16 protein-coding genes and 1 other RNA gene are annotated in these 17100 nt (G+C 32.1%); 15 read left to right on the top strand and 2 right to left on the bottom strand.

All coding sequences use genetic code 11. The features are described from left to right. The first annotated feature begins 18 nt into the window (after positions 1 to 18). The 14 genes from tgt (at position 19) to ssrS (ending at position 14090) form a co-directional block, all read left to right on the top strand. A complete protein-coding gene (gene tgt / locus BR66_RS0119350) occupies positions 19 to 1149 on the top strand; it encodes a tRNA guanosine(34) transglycosylase Tgt (protein WP_026884383.1) in 1131 nt (376 codons plus the stop codon). A 14-nt stretch (positions 1150 to 1163) separates the two neighbouring features. Then, positions 1164 to 1442, top strand: a complete 279-nt coding sequence (yajC, locus tag BR66_RS0119345) for a preprotein translocase subunit YajC (protein WP_026884382.1) — start codon at positions 1164 to 1166, stop codon at positions 1440 to 1442. A gap of 54 nt (positions 1443 to 1496) precedes the next feature. Beyond that, complete coding sequence (locus BR66_RS0119340; RefSeq protein WP_026884381.1) at positions 1497 to 1874, top strand: TIGR04086 family membrane protein; 378 nt, start codon at positions 1497 to 1499, stop codon at positions 1872 to 1874. A gap of 105 nt (positions 1875 to 1979) precedes the next feature. Continuing rightward, complete coding sequence (scfA, locus tag BR66_RS24320) at positions 1980 to 2117, top strand: six-cysteine ranthipeptide SCIFF (RefSeq protein WP_035796655.1); 138 nt, start codon at positions 1980 to 1982, stop codon at positions 2115 to 2117. Between the two features lie 57 nt (positions 2118 to 2174). After that, the gene (gene scfB, locus BR66_RS0119330; RefSeq protein WP_026884380.1) at positions 2175 to 3551 is read left to right on the top strand and encodes a thioether cross-link-forming SCIFF peptide maturase; all 1377 of its coding nucleotides are present in this window, start codon (positions 2175 to 2177) and stop codon (positions 3549 to 3551) included. 93 nt (positions 3552 to 3644) lie between these two features. Beyond that, on the top strand, positions 3645 to 4886 hold the full coding sequence (gene secD / locus BR66_RS0119325; RefSeq protein WP_035796652.1) for a protein translocase subunit SecD: 1242 nt from the start codon (positions 3645 to 3647) through the stop codon (positions 4884 to 4886). A gap of 4 nt (positions 4887 to 4890) precedes the next feature. Further along, positions 4891 to 5784, top strand: a complete 894-nt coding sequence (gene secF, locus BR66_RS0119320; protein WP_026884378.1) for a protein translocase subunit SecF — start codon at positions 4891 to 4893, stop codon at positions 5782 to 5784. A 156-nt stretch (positions 5785 to 5940) separates the two neighbouring features. Continuing rightward, positions 5941 to 6822 (top strand): DHH family phosphoesterase, encoded by an 882-nt coding sequence (locus BR66_RS0119315; RefSeq protein WP_026884377.1) that lies wholly within the window; start codon positions 5941 to 5943, stop codon positions 6820 to 6822. A 157-nt stretch (positions 6823 to 6979) separates the two neighbouring features. Continuing rightward, positions 6980 to 7498, top strand: a complete 519-nt coding sequence (locus BR66_RS0119310; RefSeq protein ID WP_026884376.1) for an adenine phosphoribosyltransferase — start codon at positions 6980 to 6982, stop codon at positions 7496 to 7498. A 126-nt stretch (positions 7499 to 7624) separates the two neighbouring features. Continuing rightward, the gene (locus BR66_RS0119305) at positions 7625 to 9841 is read left to right on the top strand and encodes a RelA/SpoT family protein (protein WP_026884375.1); all 2217 of its coding nucleotides are present in this window, start codon (positions 7625 to 7627) and stop codon (positions 9839 to 9841) included. 116 nt (positions 9842 to 9957) lie between these two features. Then, positions 9958 to 10560, top strand: coding sequence for an MBL fold metallo-hydrolase (locus BR66_RS0119300; RefSeq protein ID WP_026884374.1), 603 nt, complete (start codon positions 9958 to 9960; stop codon positions 10558 to 10560). Between the two features lie 10 nt (positions 10561 to 10570). Further along, positions 10571 to 12001, top strand: coding sequence for a coproporphyrinogen III oxidase (locus BR66_RS0119295; RefSeq protein ID WP_156946335.1), 1431 nt, complete (start codon positions 10571 to 10573; stop codon positions 11999 to 12001). A gap of 72 nt (positions 12002 to 12073) precedes the next feature. Next, complete coding sequence (gene aspS / locus BR66_RS0119290; protein WP_026884372.1) at positions 12074 to 13855, top strand: aspartate--tRNA ligase; 1782 nt, start codon at positions 12074 to 12076, stop codon at positions 13853 to 13855. A 59-nt stretch (positions 13856 to 13914) separates the two neighbouring features. Further along, a non-coding RNA gene (gene ssrS / locus BR66_RS25375) (6S RNA) lies at positions 13915 to 14090 on the top strand. 24 nt (positions 14091 to 14114) lie between these two features. On the opposite strand, the gene BR66_RS0119285 is transcribed toward ssrS, so the two are convergent. Next, positions 14115 to 14549: a threonine/serine exporter family protein gene (locus tag BR66_RS0119285; protein ID WP_026884371.1), complete on the bottom strand. Its 435-nt coding sequence runs from the start codon at positions 14547 to 14549 to the stop codon at positions 14115 to 14117. Then, complete coding sequence (locus BR66_RS0119280) at positions 14546 to 15319, bottom strand: threonine/serine exporter family protein (protein ID WP_026884370.1); 774 nt, start codon at positions 15317 to 15319, stop codon at positions 14546 to 14548. The genes BR66_RS0119285 and BR66_RS0119280 overlap by 4 nt, the downstream gene beginning before the upstream one ends. A gap of 357 nt (positions 15320 to 15676) precedes the next feature. On the opposite strand from BR66_RS0119280, the gene BR66_RS0119275 reads away from it, so the two are divergent. Continuing rightward, positions 15677 to 16909: a serine hydroxymethyltransferase gene (locus BR66_RS0119275; RefSeq protein WP_026884369.1), complete on the top strand. Its 1233-nt coding sequence runs from the start codon at positions 15677 to 15679 to the stop codon at positions 16907 to 16909. The last annotated feature ends 191 nt before the right edge of the window (positions 16910 to 17100 follow it).

The raw sequence follows: 17100 nt of genomic DNA, 5'->3' as shown, positions 1-17100 counted from the left end.
GAAGAAAGGTGAGCTGGAATGTACAAATTACTTAAAAAATCGGGAAAAGCACGACGCGGAGAATTTACTACACCTCATGGAGTTATACAGACACCGGTTTTTATGAATGTAGGTACCCTTGCTGCCATAAAGGGTGCGGTGTCATCTATGGACTTAAAGGAAATAGGTTGTCAAGTTGAACTGTCTAATACATATCACCTTAGTTTAAGACCAGGAGATAAGATAATCAGAGAATTAGGTGGGTTACATAAATTTATGAATTGGGATAGACCAATTCTTACAGACTCAGGTGGATTTCAAGTGTTTTCACTTGCAAAGATTAGAAGAATAAAAGAAGAAGGAGTATACTTCAACTCACATATAGATGGAAGGAAAATCTTTATGGGACCAGAGGAAAGTATGCAAATTCAGAGCAATTTGGGATCAACTATAGCTATGGCTTTCGACGAATGTGTTGAAAATCCAGCAGCACGTGATTATGTGGAAGGTTCAGTTAACAGGACAACAAGATGGCTAGAGAGATGTAAAGTTGAACTTGACAGACTTAACTCACTCTCAGATACAATTAACAAAAAACAAATGCTTTTTGGTATAAATCAAGGTGGAACTTATGAGGATATAAGAATAGAACATGCTAAAGTTATATCAAAACTGAATTTGGATGGCTATGCTATAGGTGGTCTAGCTGTTGGAGAAAGTCATGAAGACATGTACAGAATTATAGATGCTGTAGTCCCACATCTCCCAGAAGAAAAACCGATTTATCTTATGGGAGTTGGTTATCCAAGCAATATTCTAGAAGCCGTTTCTAGAGGTGTGGATTTTTTTGACTGTGTTTTGCCAGCCAGAAACGGAAGGCATGGACATGTATTTACAAGTCATGGTAAAATGAATTTGTTTAATGCAAAATTTCAATTAGATGCTTCTCCTATTGATGAGGGTTGTCAATGTCCTACTTGCAGGAATTATTCAAGAGCCTATATAAGGCATTTGTTTATGGCAAAGGAAATGTTAGCGCTAAGGCTTTGTGTAATTCACAATCTGTATTTTTATAATAAGCTTATGGCTGATATTAGAGATGCAATTGATGGTGATTATTTTGAAGAATTTAAAAGTAAGCAACTAAATGAATGGGGAGAAAAAGCATAGAAAGGAGGAATTTTATGAGTTCAACAGTTATCACAATTATTTATGTGGCAATAATTTTTGGCTTCACTTTTTTAATGATAATATTTCCAGAAAGAAAGAGAAAAAAGAAATTTTCAGAAATGATGAATACTTTAAAGGTTAATGACGATGTAGTTACAACTGGAGGAATAGTTGGTAAAGTTACTAATATTCAAGATGATTTTGTGATTATACAATCAGGTCCAGACAAAGCCAGAATTAAAATTTTAAAAAAGGCAATAAGTAATATTACTACAACTAAAATAGCTGAATAATTGTAATAAAAGGCCTCCCATCAACATAGATAATATTAGATGGGGGGTGTTTTTATGGAAAATGGTAGTAAAAGTATATATATAGGTATTATTGAAGGGGTGCTTAGGGGTTTCTTTATGACGCTAGCTATATTGTTAATATATTCAGTAGCTGTTCATTTTGTGCAAATTGATGAGAGTATAACCTCACTTCTTATAATTGTGGCAACTCTGCTTAGTGTTGTTTATGGTTCTATTTATGCATCTAAAAAAGCAGGGAGAAAAGGTTGGCTAAACGGACTTATGGTTGCACTCATATATTTTGCTATATTTTATTTGGTAGCACTTGTTTCACAGAGCAGAGAGGCAATGCTAACAATAAAAGACTTAGCACGGCTAATGATGTGTGCATTTGCGGGTACGCTTGCAGGAATGTTAGGCATTAATATATAAAGAATATTCAGAGCAATGGTAGAGCTTTAAGCATACTTAAAATCTTGCTTAAATACAGCGTTTTATGCTATAATTAAATCTATACGATTGAATGGAGGGATTTTCATGAAACATATAAAAACTGTTAATAAAGCTAATATAAAAGAAAGTTTAAAAAAGCCTGGATGTAAAGAATGTGCAAATTCATGCCAATCAGCATGCAAAACTTCATGCACAGTAGCAAATTTAGCTTGTGAAAATTAACTTATTTAGGCAGTAACAGATGTTACTGCTTTAAATTTATTTAGGGAGGAAAAAAAATTGTCATTAATACATAAATTTAAACAGAGTGATGATTATTATGTTATAGATGTAAACTCAGGGAGTGTACATGCTATAGATAAATTAGTGTATGATATTTTAGATGAAAATGGACTTGGTTCCAAGGAAGAAGTTAGTTGTAGACTTAATGGGGAATATTCAAAAGAAGATATTTCCGAGGGATATGATGAATTAAAAGAGCTTGTTGATGGTGGTATATTATATTCAAAGGATTTGTATGAGGACATAGCGATAAAATCAGTAGATGAGAAATCTTATATAAAAGCTCTCTGCTTAAATATAGCTCATGACTGCAATTTAAAGTGTAAATATTGCTTTGCAGAAGAAGGAGAATATCACGGAAAAAGAATGATAATGACTGCTGAAGTTGGTAAAAAATCTATAGATTTTGTCATTAAGCGTTCAGGACCACGAAAAAATATTGAAGTAGATTTATTTGGTGGAGAACCACTTCTAGCTTTTGATGTTGTTAAAGAAATAGTTGAATATGCTAAAGAGCAAGAAAAAATCTATAATAAAGAAATAAGATTTACTATGACTACAAATGCGACCTTGTTAACCGACGAAATAATGAAATATGCTGACGAAAACGTAGGAAATATAGTTTTAAGTATAGACGGAAGAAAAGAAGTAAATGATAAAGTTAGAGTCAGAGCAGACGGTAGCGGAAGTTACGATGCTATTATGCCTAAAATTAAAAAAATGGTGGATATGAGAGATAAAACTAAACAGTATTATGCAAGAGGAACGTTTACAAGGGAAAATACTGATTTTTTTGAAGATATAAAACACTTAGCTAATGAAGGATTTAAGGAAATATCTATTGAACCCGTTGTTTTGCCCGAAAGTGATCCACTTTCGCTAAGGGAACAGGATCTTCCAATAATATTTAATCAATATGATAAGCTATATGATGAGATGATTAAGAGGCACAAGGATGGTAATGAATTTAAGTTCTATCACTTTAACATAGATCTTCAAGGTGGTCCTTGTGTTTATAAGAGAATATCAGGATGTGGAGCTGGTAATGAATATGTGGCCATCACTCCTAATGGAGATATATATCCATGTCACCAGTTTGTTGGTAACGAGGATTTTAAAATGGGGAATATATTTAGTAGTGATGAGTTAAAAGAAGATATAGCCAAAGAACTTAAAGAGGCAAATATATATAATAAGCCAAAATGCAGGGAGTGTTGGGCTAGATTTTATTGTAGTGGTGGTTGTCAAGCAAACAACTATAATTTCAATGAAAATCCCAATAAAGATTTCCTTACTCCCTATGAGCTTGGATGCAAGATGCAGAAAAAAAGAATTGAATGTGCAATAGCATTAAAGGCAAAGATCATGGAATAATATTAAGATATTTACCTAATATTGACTAATAACCAAAATAAAATTATAATGTTAATTGTATGCAAAAGGATTTTTCTACAAAGGGGGATAAAAATGAAGAAAAAAAGTACAATTTGTTTTGTACTAAGCGTTATAGTAATAGCTGCAGCAGCCTATCTTGGGGCTTTTGGGCTAAACCTTGATGGCGGTTCGTACAGGATTAATTCGTTTGGTGAATCCATTAATAAAGGACTTGATCTTCAAGGCGGTGTTTCTGTTATTGAGCAGGTAACGCAAAAAAATGTGTCAAGTGAAACTATGAATAGAACTGTTCAACTTTTGACCTTAAGAGTTAATAAAATGGGTGTAAGTGAAACTGATGTAAGACAGGATGGAAAAGATAAAATAAGAGTTCAAGTTCCTGGAAAATTCACTGAAGCGGAAGTTTTAGATACTATAGGAAAAACAGGAAAACTTACATTTACAGGACCAGATAATAAAGTTATTTTAACTGGAGAAGATGTTAAAAGTGCAGCAGCAGGTTATGATTCAACAAATAAACCAGTGATTAATCTTGTATTAACTGACGCTGGTACAAAGAAGTTTGCTGATGCTACTAATAAGTTTATAGGCCAGAAAATAGCTATATCTATGGATGGAGATCAACTTACAAATCCCACAGTTGATACGGTTATAGCTGATGGTAATGCTCAAATATCGGGAGAAACAACAATAGCAGATGCTAAGCAGAAAGCTGATATTATCAATGCAGGAGCACTTCCTGTTACACTTAAAGCAGCAGAAGTTCAACAGATAAGTGCTACACTTGGAGCTAATGCACTACCACTAAGTGTTAAAGCTGGTTTAATAGGAATAGCAATAGTTTTAGTACTTATGTTCATATGGTTTAGAGGCGCTGGAATCATGGCTGATATTGCACTGGTATTATATATAGTATTAGTTTTACTCGTATTTTCAAGTCTTGGAGTTGCTCTTTCACTTGCAAGTATAGCAGGATTTTTACTTACAGTTGGTATGGCAGTGGATGCCAATGTACTTGCTTTTGCAAGAATAAAAGAGGAATTAAGTACTGGAAAATCCATAAGGACAGCAACTAATTCTGGTTTTAAGAATGCTTTATCCTCAATTGTTGATTCTAATACAAACACAATTATAGCTGGTGTAGTGCTTTACTTTTTAGGAAGTGGTGAAGTTCAAGGTTTTGCTTTGACGCTTGTAATTGGTGTGCTTGTAAGTTTATTTACAGCATTAGTTGTAACAAAGCACTTGTTAAACTGGGCTATAAATATGGGAATGATAAATAAACCAGAACATTTTGGGGTGAAAAGGGGGTAAAGGCATGCTAAAAGTAGTTGAAAGGACTAGAATTTGGTTTATAATTTCATCCGTTATTATAATTATAGGAATTAGTTCTATGATTTATCATAAAGGACTTAATTTTGGAATAGATTTTACAGGTGGTACAGTTATAAGGATAAATATGCAGAAGGATTTCAATAAGAATGACGTTGATCCTCTAATTCAGAAATATGTAAAGTCAAATACTTATGATACTGTACAGGTTAATACTAAAGAGCTAGATATAAGTGTTGGTAGTGATAAGATTTCTGATGCAAATGCAACAAAGTTATTTAAAGATATTGAGGCAAAATATAAATTAAAGGATTCAGATCTATTAAGCAGAGATAGAATTGGTGCATCCATTGGTAATGAGTTAATTCAAAATTCAGTAAAAGCACTAGCGGTTTCCATTGTTCTAATGCTTGGCTTTATTGCATGGAGATTTGAATTTAAATTTGGAGTTTCAGCAGTTATCGCGCTTTTCCACGATGTGCTTATTACTTTAAGTGTGTATTCTGTTTTGGGGTTACAGGTGAACACTTCATTTATAGCTGCAATTTTAACTATAATAGGCTATTCTATATCCGATACTATAGTTATATTTGACAGAATAAGAGAAAATCAAAAGAAAATGCGTGACAAAGAACTTGTTGAAATGACTGATATAAGTATATCTCAAACGGTAGTCAGGTCACTTTGTACTGTAACAACTACCATGGTTACAATAGCATGCGTACATATTTTTGTACCCCTTCCAGACATTAGGGACTTTACTTTGCCAATATTAGTTGGTGTTGCTTCGGGATGCTATTCATCAATATTTATTGCAAGCCCAATTTGGGTTTTGTTAAAGAAAAGAAATGATAAAAAGAGAGCATCTTTAGCAAACTAAAAAGTAAAAAGAACTGAAGCTTTCAAAACTTCGGTTCTTTTTATTTTTTAGTAGTTTCACTTTATTATGTCGAAATACTACAAAAAACATTTGAATTATCCACAATTATACTATATAATAAATTGTGTTTTCTACAAATTTGGAGGAACCAGCGATATGGGAATAATTCAAGGAAATACTGATTATTTTAAAGAATACAAACTACATAATCCTTTTTTAATGAAAGGTATGAAAGATGCGATTATTAGAATAATACAGGCAGTTAATAATAGAGAAAAAATAGTGGTATATGGATATGGAGATGTGGATAGTATATGTGGCATTTCTATTCTTTTGCTGCTTTTAAAATACTTAAATGCAGATGTGGAATATTTTATTCCTGATGAAATGGAAAATAAATATGGCATAGGTAAAATTGCTCTAAATGATTACATCAAATATTTAGGGGTAGATGTTATGATAACTGTAGGTTGTGGTAGCAACTCGTCTGAGGAAATAAGAATTGCTAAGAATATGGGAATTACAGTTATTGTAACTGATAATCATAGGGAAATTGATTATAAAATTGAAGCATTGGGTATCAACGCAAAAAATAAAAAATGTAGATATCCTTTTAAATGTTTATCCGCAGTAGGAACGGTTTTTAAATTATGTGAAGCAATTTCAATGTATTATAAAATGAAGAGGGTTTACAAATATATAGATTTGGCTATGTTAGGTACTATAGCTTCCTCTGAAAACATAATTGGTGAGAATAAATCATTGATAGATACAGGAATGGTTCGTATAATGTCTACTAATAATTATGGTATACAGGCATTACTCAAAATAAATAAAATAACCGAAGTGAATATTTCTGAAGCTACTAAACTAACTTCATCTATTATTCCAACAAAAGCTTCACTAAAAAATATGGACAACTCTAGAATTGCAGTGGAATTATTTACTACTAGGGATAGTAACAGAGCAATACAAATAGCTAAATATTTGAAGAAGGAATGCGTTAAATCATCCGAAAAAAACAAACTAAAATTGTGACATGGTTTTGGTAACTAAGTTAAGAAATAAATATAAATTAATTATAGGCTTATAAATAATATTGATAATTTCACAACTATTTTATATAATTAACTGTGTACAAATATTAAATTTAAATTAAAAACGTTCGGTTTTATGTTTATTAGGGGGATTAAAAATGAATATTAAAAATAAAATTAGAGTTATTGAAGATTTTCCAAAGGCTGGTATAAGTTTTAAAGATATTACTACATTGATACAAGATAAAGAAGCATTCAAGTATACCATAGATATATTAGCTAGCACATTGAAGGATAAAAATATAGATGTTGTTGTTGGACCAGAGGCCAGAGGCTTTATATTTGGAACTCCATTGGCATATGTTCTAGGTGCAGGATTTGTACCTGTAAGAAAAAAAGGTAAGCTTCCTGGTGAAACTATAAGTGTTCAATATGATCTTGAATATGGTACTGACATTTTAGAGATACACAAGGATTCAATTCAGCCAGGTCAAAAGGTTGTAATTATTGATGATCTTTTAGCTACAGGAGGTACGATACAGAGCGTAGCTAAACTTGTTGAAGAACTTGGAGGAGAAGTGGTCTCTATGGACTTTATAATTGAACTTACTGGTTTAAAAGGCAGAGAAAAACTAAAAAACTATGAAATAAATTCTTTAGTAAAATATGAATTCTAATTTTAATGGTGCTAAAAAGATGTGCGTAAAATAAAATTGCAAAATCAAGTCTAATAATATATAATTATAGTAAAATAAGTTGGCTGGTTGTTAAACCAGCCTTTGATTTTAGGGAGAGAAAACTTAATGCTTGGCAAATTGATGAAAAACATAGATGAGCACTGTAATAATGTTGATATAGATTTAATTTTAAAGGCATATAATTTAGCTTATGATGCACATAAATCTCAAAAAAGAGAATCCGGTGAACCATATATAATACACCCAATAGAAGTTGCTTGTATACTGGCAGAAATGGGTATGGACACAGCAACTATTGTTGCTGGACTTCTTCATGATGTGATTGAAGACACGGAATATAGTTATGAGGAAATTTCCGCCATATTTAACCCTGAAATTGCGGATCTTGTTGAAGGCGTAACGAAGCTTGGAAAAATAGAGTTTTTAACTAAAGAAGAGCAGCAAGCAGATAATGTGAGAAAAATGCTTCTGGCTATGGCTAAGGATATAAGAGTAATACTCATAAAACTAGCGGATAGGTTACATAATATGAGGACACTAAGATACATGCCCATTAAAAACCAAAAAGAGAAGGCTAAAGAAACTTTAGATATTTTTGCTCCACTTGCTCACCGATTGGGTATGTCAAAAATAAAATGGGAATTAGAGGATTTAGCTTTTAGGTATTTAAACCCCAATGAATACTATGAACTTGTAGATGAAATATCTGAAAAAAGGGTTGAAAGAGAAGAATATATAAAAGGGGTAGTAACTGAATTACAAAAAAACTTAGAGGAATCTGGAGTTACAGCAGATATAGATGGTAGGCCAAAACATTTTTATAGTATATATAGAAAAATGGTTACTAAAAATAAAACTTTAGATCAAATATTTGATTTGACGGCAATAAGAATTTTGGTTGGTGATATTAGAGAGTGTTATACTGCACTTGGAATAGTTCATACTATGTATAAACCTATTCCTGGAAGATTTAAGGACTACATTGCCATGCCGAAACCAAATATGTATCAATCACTTCACTCAACGGTTATTGGCCCTCAAGGAAAATCTTTTGAAATACAGATTAGAACTTTTGAAATGCACAGAATTGCCGAATATGGAATTGCGGCACATTGGAAATATAAAGAAGGAATTACTGAAAATCAAAAAGGTCACAGTGAAGATATAAGAGGTGCAGATTCAGATACAAAGCTAACTTGGGTAAGGGAAATGCTTGATTGGCAGAAAGAAACAAACAATCCTGAGGAATTCATGGAAAACTTTAAAATTGACCTGTTTGCTGATGAAGTGTTTGTATTTACCCCAAAAGGTACTGTAATAAATTTACCTAATTGTTCAACACCAGTAGATTTTGCATATAAAATTCATACGGACATTGGAAATCGATGTATTGGTGGAAAAGTTAATGGCAAAATAGTTCCTTTAGACTATAAACTTAAAACTGGCGAAATTGTGGAAATTTTAACTTCTGGAATTGCTAAAGGTCCCAATATGGAGTGGCTAAACACAGTTAAAAGCAATCAAGCTAAGAGTAAAATAAGATCTTGGTTTAAAAAGGTTAGAAGAGAAGAAAATATAAGTAAGGGTAAGGATGTAGTTGAAAAAGAGTCAAAAAGACAAGGATATAATTTTGCATCAATTGCAAAGGGTCCAGCACTTGAACAATTAATTAAAAAGTATAATATGAATTCCATTGAAGATCTTTTTGTGGCAGTGGCAATTGGAACTAACTCTGCATCTATATTAGTATCAAAGCTGAGAGAAAGTTTTGAAAATGGTAAGGGAATAGACAATAGTGAAGAAAATGCACTAAAGGAAATTAAAGAACAGATAAGTAAAGAAGCAAGAAAAGAAAAGAAGAACATAAAAGCAGGCCCAGGAGTTATGGTAAAGGGAGAAAAAAATATACTAGTTAGATTCGCAAAATGCTGTAATCCTGTTCCTGGTGATGCAATAATAGGATATATCACAAAGGGAAGAGGCGTTTCGTTGCATAGAACAGATTGTCAAAATGTTAGGAATTTGATAAAAGAGGATGAAACTAAAATAGTAGAGGCATCATGGGGAGAAGCTAAAAATGATGCTTATATAGCTGAAATTAGAATAAAGGCAGATGACAGAAAAAAATTATTGACAGATGTTTTGGAAGTTATAAATTTAACTGATACAAATGTTCAATCAATGAATGCAAAAACTTTAAAAGATAATATTGCATACCTTACTTTGAAAATTAAAATTGTTGATATAAGTCACCTGGATATTTTAATGAAGAATATCAAAAGATTAAAGGGTGTTATAGACGTTTTCAGAACCAAAAGTTAATCTAACAAAATCAATATAAGAAGCAGAAAATGCATCTCAAATTTTATATATGTACTGATGAATAAAATGCAAGCTTAATAAATGCATTTTATGCTTAATTAAATGGAGGGAAAATAATGCAAGTTAAAATAATACCAGCGGGCATCTATGATGCCAATTGTTACATCTTGTTCGACGAAAATACAAAAGAGAGTGCAGTAATAGATCCAGGTGGAGATGCAGATTTGATATTAGATGAAATAAAAGCAATAGACGCTGATGTAAAGATGATTTTACTAACACATGGCCATGCTGACCATACAGGTGGTGTGGCTGAACTGAAAAAAGAATTTAATTGCGATGTTTATATAAATGAAAAAGATTCTGAAATGATAAACAAAAATGTACCTATTTATGGGAAACAACATGAAAATGGTAATAAATTTATTTCAGACGGTGATGTACTTCAATTTGGTGAAATTAAAATAAAATGTTTGGAGACCCCAGGACATACACCAGGCGGAGTTTGCTATTTAACAGATAAGGCAGTGTTTACAGGAGATACTTTGTTTTATAGATCTATTGGAAGGACAGATTTTGAAGGTGGAGAGTATGATACTTTAATTAATAGTATCAATACAAAACTTATGGTTTTACCAGATGAAACTTTGGTATATACAGGACACGGTCCTAGAACTAGTATAGGCTTTGAAAAAAACTGCAATCCATTCTTAAAGTAAGTGGTGAATTATGATTAAAATTAAAACTAACGGTGAAAAATTCAAATACGATATATACAATATTTTTAAACTATTTTTCACTGAAATTGAATTTGTAAGTGATATTGATTATAACTACAATATTGTGGTGGAAAAAAATAATTTAAAAATATTGTATGAAGATGTAGAAAAAGTTTGTGACTTTGATGAGCAATTGTCTGATAAAGAAAATATTAAAAGGTCACTATATAACTATATTAGTGATAAGACAGGAATAAAACTTCCATGGGGTACGCTAGTTGGAATACGACCAACAAAAATAGCACTTAATCTTATGAATGAAGGAAAAACTGACGAAGATATAGTGAAATACTTTAAATATCATAGTCTTACTAGAGATGATAAGGCTAGACTTTGCATAAAAGTTGCAAAAACAGAGGAACATTTTGTTAACAGTGAAACAAATAATATTAGCATATATATTGGAATGCCATTTTGTCCTACAAGATGCTTGTACTGTAGCTTTATTTCAGATACTATTGCTAATTGCAAAGATGTTGTGGATGATTATTTGTTAGCTTTAAATTATGAGATAGAGGCTATTTCTGAGTACGTAAGGGACAGAGGGCTCAATATAGAATGTGTTTATTTTGGTGGCGGAACACCAACGTCAGTAAATGATGAACAGTTTGAAAAAATAGTTAATAAGATTTACTATAATTTTATAGAGGGAAATACTGTTAAAGAATTCACTGTAGAATGTGGAAGACCCGATAGCATAACGGCTGAGAAACTTTATACACTTAAAAGGTATGGGGTTCAAAGGATTAGCATAAACCCACAGACAATGAATGACAATACGCTAAAGCTTATTGGAAGAGGGCATAGTGCAAATGAAGTTATAGATAAATTTAATCTAGCTAGAAAAATGGGATTTAATAATATTAATGTTGATTTAATTGTAGGTCTTCCTGGAGAAGGCCTAAAAGAGGTTAAGCACACCTGTAGTGAAGTATTAAAACTTGCACCTGATAGTCTTACAGTTCATGGGATGTCCTTAAAGAGAGGATCAAAACTTCATCAGAATACAATAAACAATATACATATGAAGATAGCTCCTTTAGAAGAACTAAATGCTATGCATGAAGTCACTTCAAAGCTTTCAGAGCAATTAAACCTCAAACCGTATTATATGTATAGACAAAAGAATACAGTGGGTAATATGGAGAATGTGGGTTATTCAAAAGTAAATCAAGAATGTATTTATAATATTGAGATGATTGAAGAAAAACAGACAATTATAGCGCTTGGTGCCAATGCAGTATCTAAGATTATATTCTTAAAGGAAAACCGATTAGAAAGGTTTCCAAATCACAAAGATGTCAGAGAGTACATTAAGAGAATAGAAGAAAAAGTGGAGAAAAAAATTAAATTTCTAAATGAACTTTATGGGGCTAAGTAAGATATTGCAGAAAAAAATATATAGGTATACAATTATAAAGAAAGTTAAATGTATTTAGGAGGAAAAGATGATATGGCAGAAACATTAAAAGGTCTCAAAAGGACAGTAATGTGCGGAGAGTTAACAGAAAAAAACGTAACAAATACAGTTACTGCAATGGGATGGGTTCAAAGAAAGAGAAATCTTGGTGGACTCATTTTTATTGATTTAAGAGATAGAACAGGAATATTGCAGGTTGTATTTGGAGATGAAATAAATAAGGCCGCATTTATGAAGGCAGATCTTGTTAAGTCCGAATATTGCATAGCTATAACTGGTCAAATAGTAACAAGACAAGCGCCAAATAAAAATATGCCAACAGGTATGGTGGAATTAAAAGGTGAGGACATAAGGATATTTTCTGAGAGTGAAACACCACCAATATACATAAAGGAAAATCTTGATGCCTCTGAAAATGTAAGACTAAAATATAGATATTTAGATCTTAGAAGACCTGATGTTCAAAGAATATTTATGATGAGACATAAAACCGCTAAGGTTATAAGAAATTTTTTAGATGATAATGGATTTATTGAAATTGAAACTCCAATGCTTACCAAAAGTACACCTGAAGGCGCAAGGGATTATTTAGTGCCAAGCAGAAACTTTAAAGGTAAGTTTTATGCATTGCCACAGTCACCACAGCTATTTAAGCAGTTACTTATGGTTTCAGGCTATGATAAATATTACCAGATTGTAAAATGTTTTAGAGATGAAGACTTAAGAGCAAATAGGCAACCAGAATTCACTCAAGTGGATATGGAATTATCCTTCGTAGAAGAGGATGATGTAATTGATATAAATGAAAGGCTTATAAAAAAAGTATTTAAAGAAGTGGGGGATATTGAGGTTAATACTCCTATTGAGAGAATGCCCCATAGAATAGCTATGGAAAAATATGGAACAGACAAACCAGATTTGAGATTTGGTATGGAAATACATGATTTAAGTGAAGTAGTAAAAAATACAGAATTTAGAGTATTCAATGATGCTCTTGAAATTAGTGGAAGTGTAAGGGCTATAAAAGCTGAAGGCTGTGCAACCATGGGAAGAAAACAAATCGATAAATTAGGGGAATTTGTTAAAACTTTTAGAGCAAAAGGCTTAGCATGGATAGCTTTTAAAGAGGGAGAAATAAAATCATCTATATTAAAATTCCTTAGTGAAGAAGATATACAGAACATTAAAGAAAAGATGGATGCAAAAACTGGTGATTTAATATTAATAGTTGCAGATAAAAATAGTGTTGTATTTCAATCACTAGGGGAACTTAGATTACATCTAGCTGATGAACTTGGAATATTAAAGGATAACCATGAATTTAGATTTGTATGGATTACAGAATTTCCTCTTTTATCCTATAATGATGAGGAAAAAAGATATCAAGCAGAACATCACCCATTTACAATGCCAATGGATGAGGATTTACAATACCTAGAAAGTGACCCTGGCAGAGTAAGAGCAAAAGCTTATGACATAGTACTCAATGGTGAAGAATTAGGTGGGGGAAGCATAAGGATTCATGACACTACCCTTCAAGAAAGAATGTTTAAAGTATTAGGCTTTACAAAAGAAAGTGCTTGGGAAAGATTTGGCTTCTTACTGGAAGCATTCAAATATGGTCCACCACCACATGGCGGACTTGCTTATGGACTTGATAGAATGATAATGTTCCTTGCAGGCACAGAAAATATTAAGGATGTAATTGCATTCCCTAAAAATCAAAATGCAGTATGTGTAATGACAGAAGCACCTAATGTTGTAGATGATACGCAGCTTAAGGAACTTGGAATTGATTTGACGGAAAAAAAGTAAAAAAACTTGATATTTCTATTTTTAAAAGGTTTACATTGTAGTATAATTAAGTAGAAATAAATAACCTACTATGTTTGAGCATTGGATTTATGTTGACCCAACAATTGTTTTTAGGGAACCTAACTCTTTCTGTGGAATGAAGCTTATAGTTTTAAGAACAAGAAGCAGAAAGGCGGCGCCCACCTGCTGAGGCGGGTTATCTTCTAAATCCGAGAGACGGCATGGTAGGCTATTTGTTTTTGTATTATAAAGGCCCATTTTAGTGGGCTTGTTTTTTTTTGTAAAATATTAGCCTGCAAAGTGAAGATACCATAACCATGGCTATAGCAATAGCACCTGCACCAGTAAGAGTTTGGAGTCCAGCTAAGGTTGCTTTTGATATATTCCCACTTATGGTTTGAAACATAGTATCATACATCCCACCACCAGGAACTAATGGGATTATTCCACATATGGTATAAGTGGTTACAGGAGATCTAAATACTCTAGCCATTACTTCAGAATAAATTGATACAACAAAAGCTGCGACGAAAAGGGAAACTGTATTAGAACCATGAACATTTTGAATTATTAGGTAAATTAGCCAAGATAAACTCCCACCTATGGAGGCAATCAATATGTTTTTGCCACGTATATTGAAGATAAATGCAAAACATAAAGAAGAAAGAAAAGAATAAAAAGTAGCCAAAATCATAAGTGTATACCTCCAAATAGTCCAAACCAAATTTTAAACATCATACCAGTACCAACAGCAATGGCCACGGCGGTAAAAATAGCTTCCATAGTACGGGTAACGCTAGAAACTAAATCACCATTAATAGTGTCACGAATTGCATTGGTAATAGAAAGTCCCGGAACTAAAAGCATTATAGAACCAATTATGGACTTATCGTAGTGACTACATAAATTTATCTTATACAAAAAAAGAGCAATTCCTGCGGCTTCCATACCACCAACTAAATTTATGAAAAAACCATATACGCTAAATTTGGACAAAAATATAGTAGTGGTTTTTATAATTGCACCAATAAGTAGTGCACAAAAAAAATCTTTTATATTACCATTAAATAACAAAGTAAAAAAACCAGCTGCTAGTGATGATGCAACAGTTGTTAATGTGTTAGAATAACCCTTTTTATGCTCAATAATATCAATTTCTTTTTCAAAATCATCAATGTTTAAATGTTTCATTTCAATACTTCTAGATAGATGGTTGATCTGTGAAATTTTATCCAAATTAAAAGATATGCCATAGGTTCTTTGTAATGTGGAATGATTTCTATTATTTTGGTCTTTGGCACTTAAAATTATCACTGTAGGTGTTGCATACACATCAATTGATTTAACACCAAGGGCTAAAGATATCCTAATCATTGTTTCTTCAACTCTGTATGTTTCACCACCATTTTCTAGCATAATTTTTCCAGCCTTAGTAGCTGTATTAAGCACCCTATTGGTATCCATCAATAGAGCTCCCTCCCTTGTATTTCATTTTTATAACAGTACTTATTATATCACAGTTATAGTGATAAGTAACAAGTGATAACATGTAAGTTATAAGTTAAAAATTGGAACGATATATAATTGTTAAATAGAATTTTTATGTTGCAATTAAAATAACTTTCTTGATTTTAAGTGTTTTATATGAGATTACTTGATAAAATCATATTTTTAGTTGAAATTTTTAATTTAATGCTTTATGATAGAATATATGGAATAATCGTTAATTTATAAATATTACTTCTATAAATTAGATATGCAATACTGCTTTATTTAATCATATTACTAAATTATTAACATTAAGGATAAGAGGGTGTAAAAATGGATTTTGAAAATTTAAAAAAATCAGATGAAAAAGTATATGAAATAATTGAAAAGGAACATGAAAGACAAGAAAATAATATTGAACTTATAGCTTCAGAAAACTTTACAAGTAAAGCTGTTATGGAAGCAATGGGATCATATCTTACAAATAAATATGCAGAAGGTTATCCTGGAAAAAGATATTATGGTGGATGTCACGTAGTTGATCAAGTTGAAGATCTTGCACGTGATAGAGTTAAAGATTTGTTTGGTGCAGAACATGCTAATGTTCAACCTCACTCAGGGGCTCAGGCAAACATGGCAGTTTATTTTGCAATGATTGAACCTGGAGATACTATATTAGGTATGGATTTAACTCATGGTGGTCACTTAACTCATGGAAGTCCAGTAAACTTTTCAGGTAAAATTTATAATGCTGTAAGTTATGGAGTAAATAAAGAAACTGAGACTATAGATTATGAAGAACTTAGAAAAAAGGCACTTGAATCTAAACCAAAAATGATAGTTGCAGGTGCTAGTGCATATGCTAGAACAATTGATTTTAAAAAATTAGGTGAAATAAGCGCTGAGGTTGGAGCTTATCTAATGGTTGATATGGCGCATATTGCAGGACTAGTTGCTGCAGGACTTCACCCATCACCAGTTCCCTATGCGGACTTTGTTACTACCACAACTCATAAAACGTTAAGAGGACCTAGGGGTGGAACAATACTTTGCAAAGAAAAATATGCCAAAGCTATTGATAAAGCAGTATTCCCAGGAATACAAGGTGGTCCATTAATGCATGTTATTGCTGGAAAAGCTGTATGCTTTGGAGAAGCATTAAAGGATGATTTCAAGGAATATGCTTCACAAATAGTTAAAAATGCTAAAGTTTTAGCAGAAGAGCTTACAAAATATGGGTTTAGACTTGTTTCAGGTGGAACAGATAACCATCTTATACTTGTGGATTTAACAAATAAAAACATCACAGGGAAAGATGCAGAAAAGCTTCTTGATACTGTAGGTATTACTGTTAATAAAAACACAATTCCTTTTGAGACAAAGAGCCCATTTATAACAAGTGGAATAAGAATAGGAACACCAGCAGTTACAACAAGAGGCTTTAAAGAAGAGGAAATGAAACTTATAGCAGAATATATTAATGAAGCTATTGAAAATAGAGATGAAAGTTTAGCTATTCTCAGTGAAAAGGTAACAAAATTATGCCAAAGGTTCCCAATATACTAGGATAAGGCATCATAAAAAAATAGCAAGTCAGTATGACACAAAATATCCGTGGTGTCCTTGACTTGTTATTTTTTTTAGATTGAAAATAATATAGAGGCAGTAAATAACTTTCAAAATTTTCTCTTGAACAGTCATTTTTAAAAGGTAAACAAGGACAACCGAGAAACTAATAGTATAAATAAAAGTTGCAC

Source organism: Clostridium akagii DSM 12554 (assembly GCF_000686725.1).
Taxonomy (GTDB): domain Bacteria; phylum Bacillota; class Clostridia; order Clostridiales; family Clostridiaceae; genus Clostridium_I; species Clostridium_I akagii.
The sequence above is the reverse complement of the archived record's forward strand: the minus strand, read 5'-3'. Positions and strand labels throughout refer to the sequence as shown.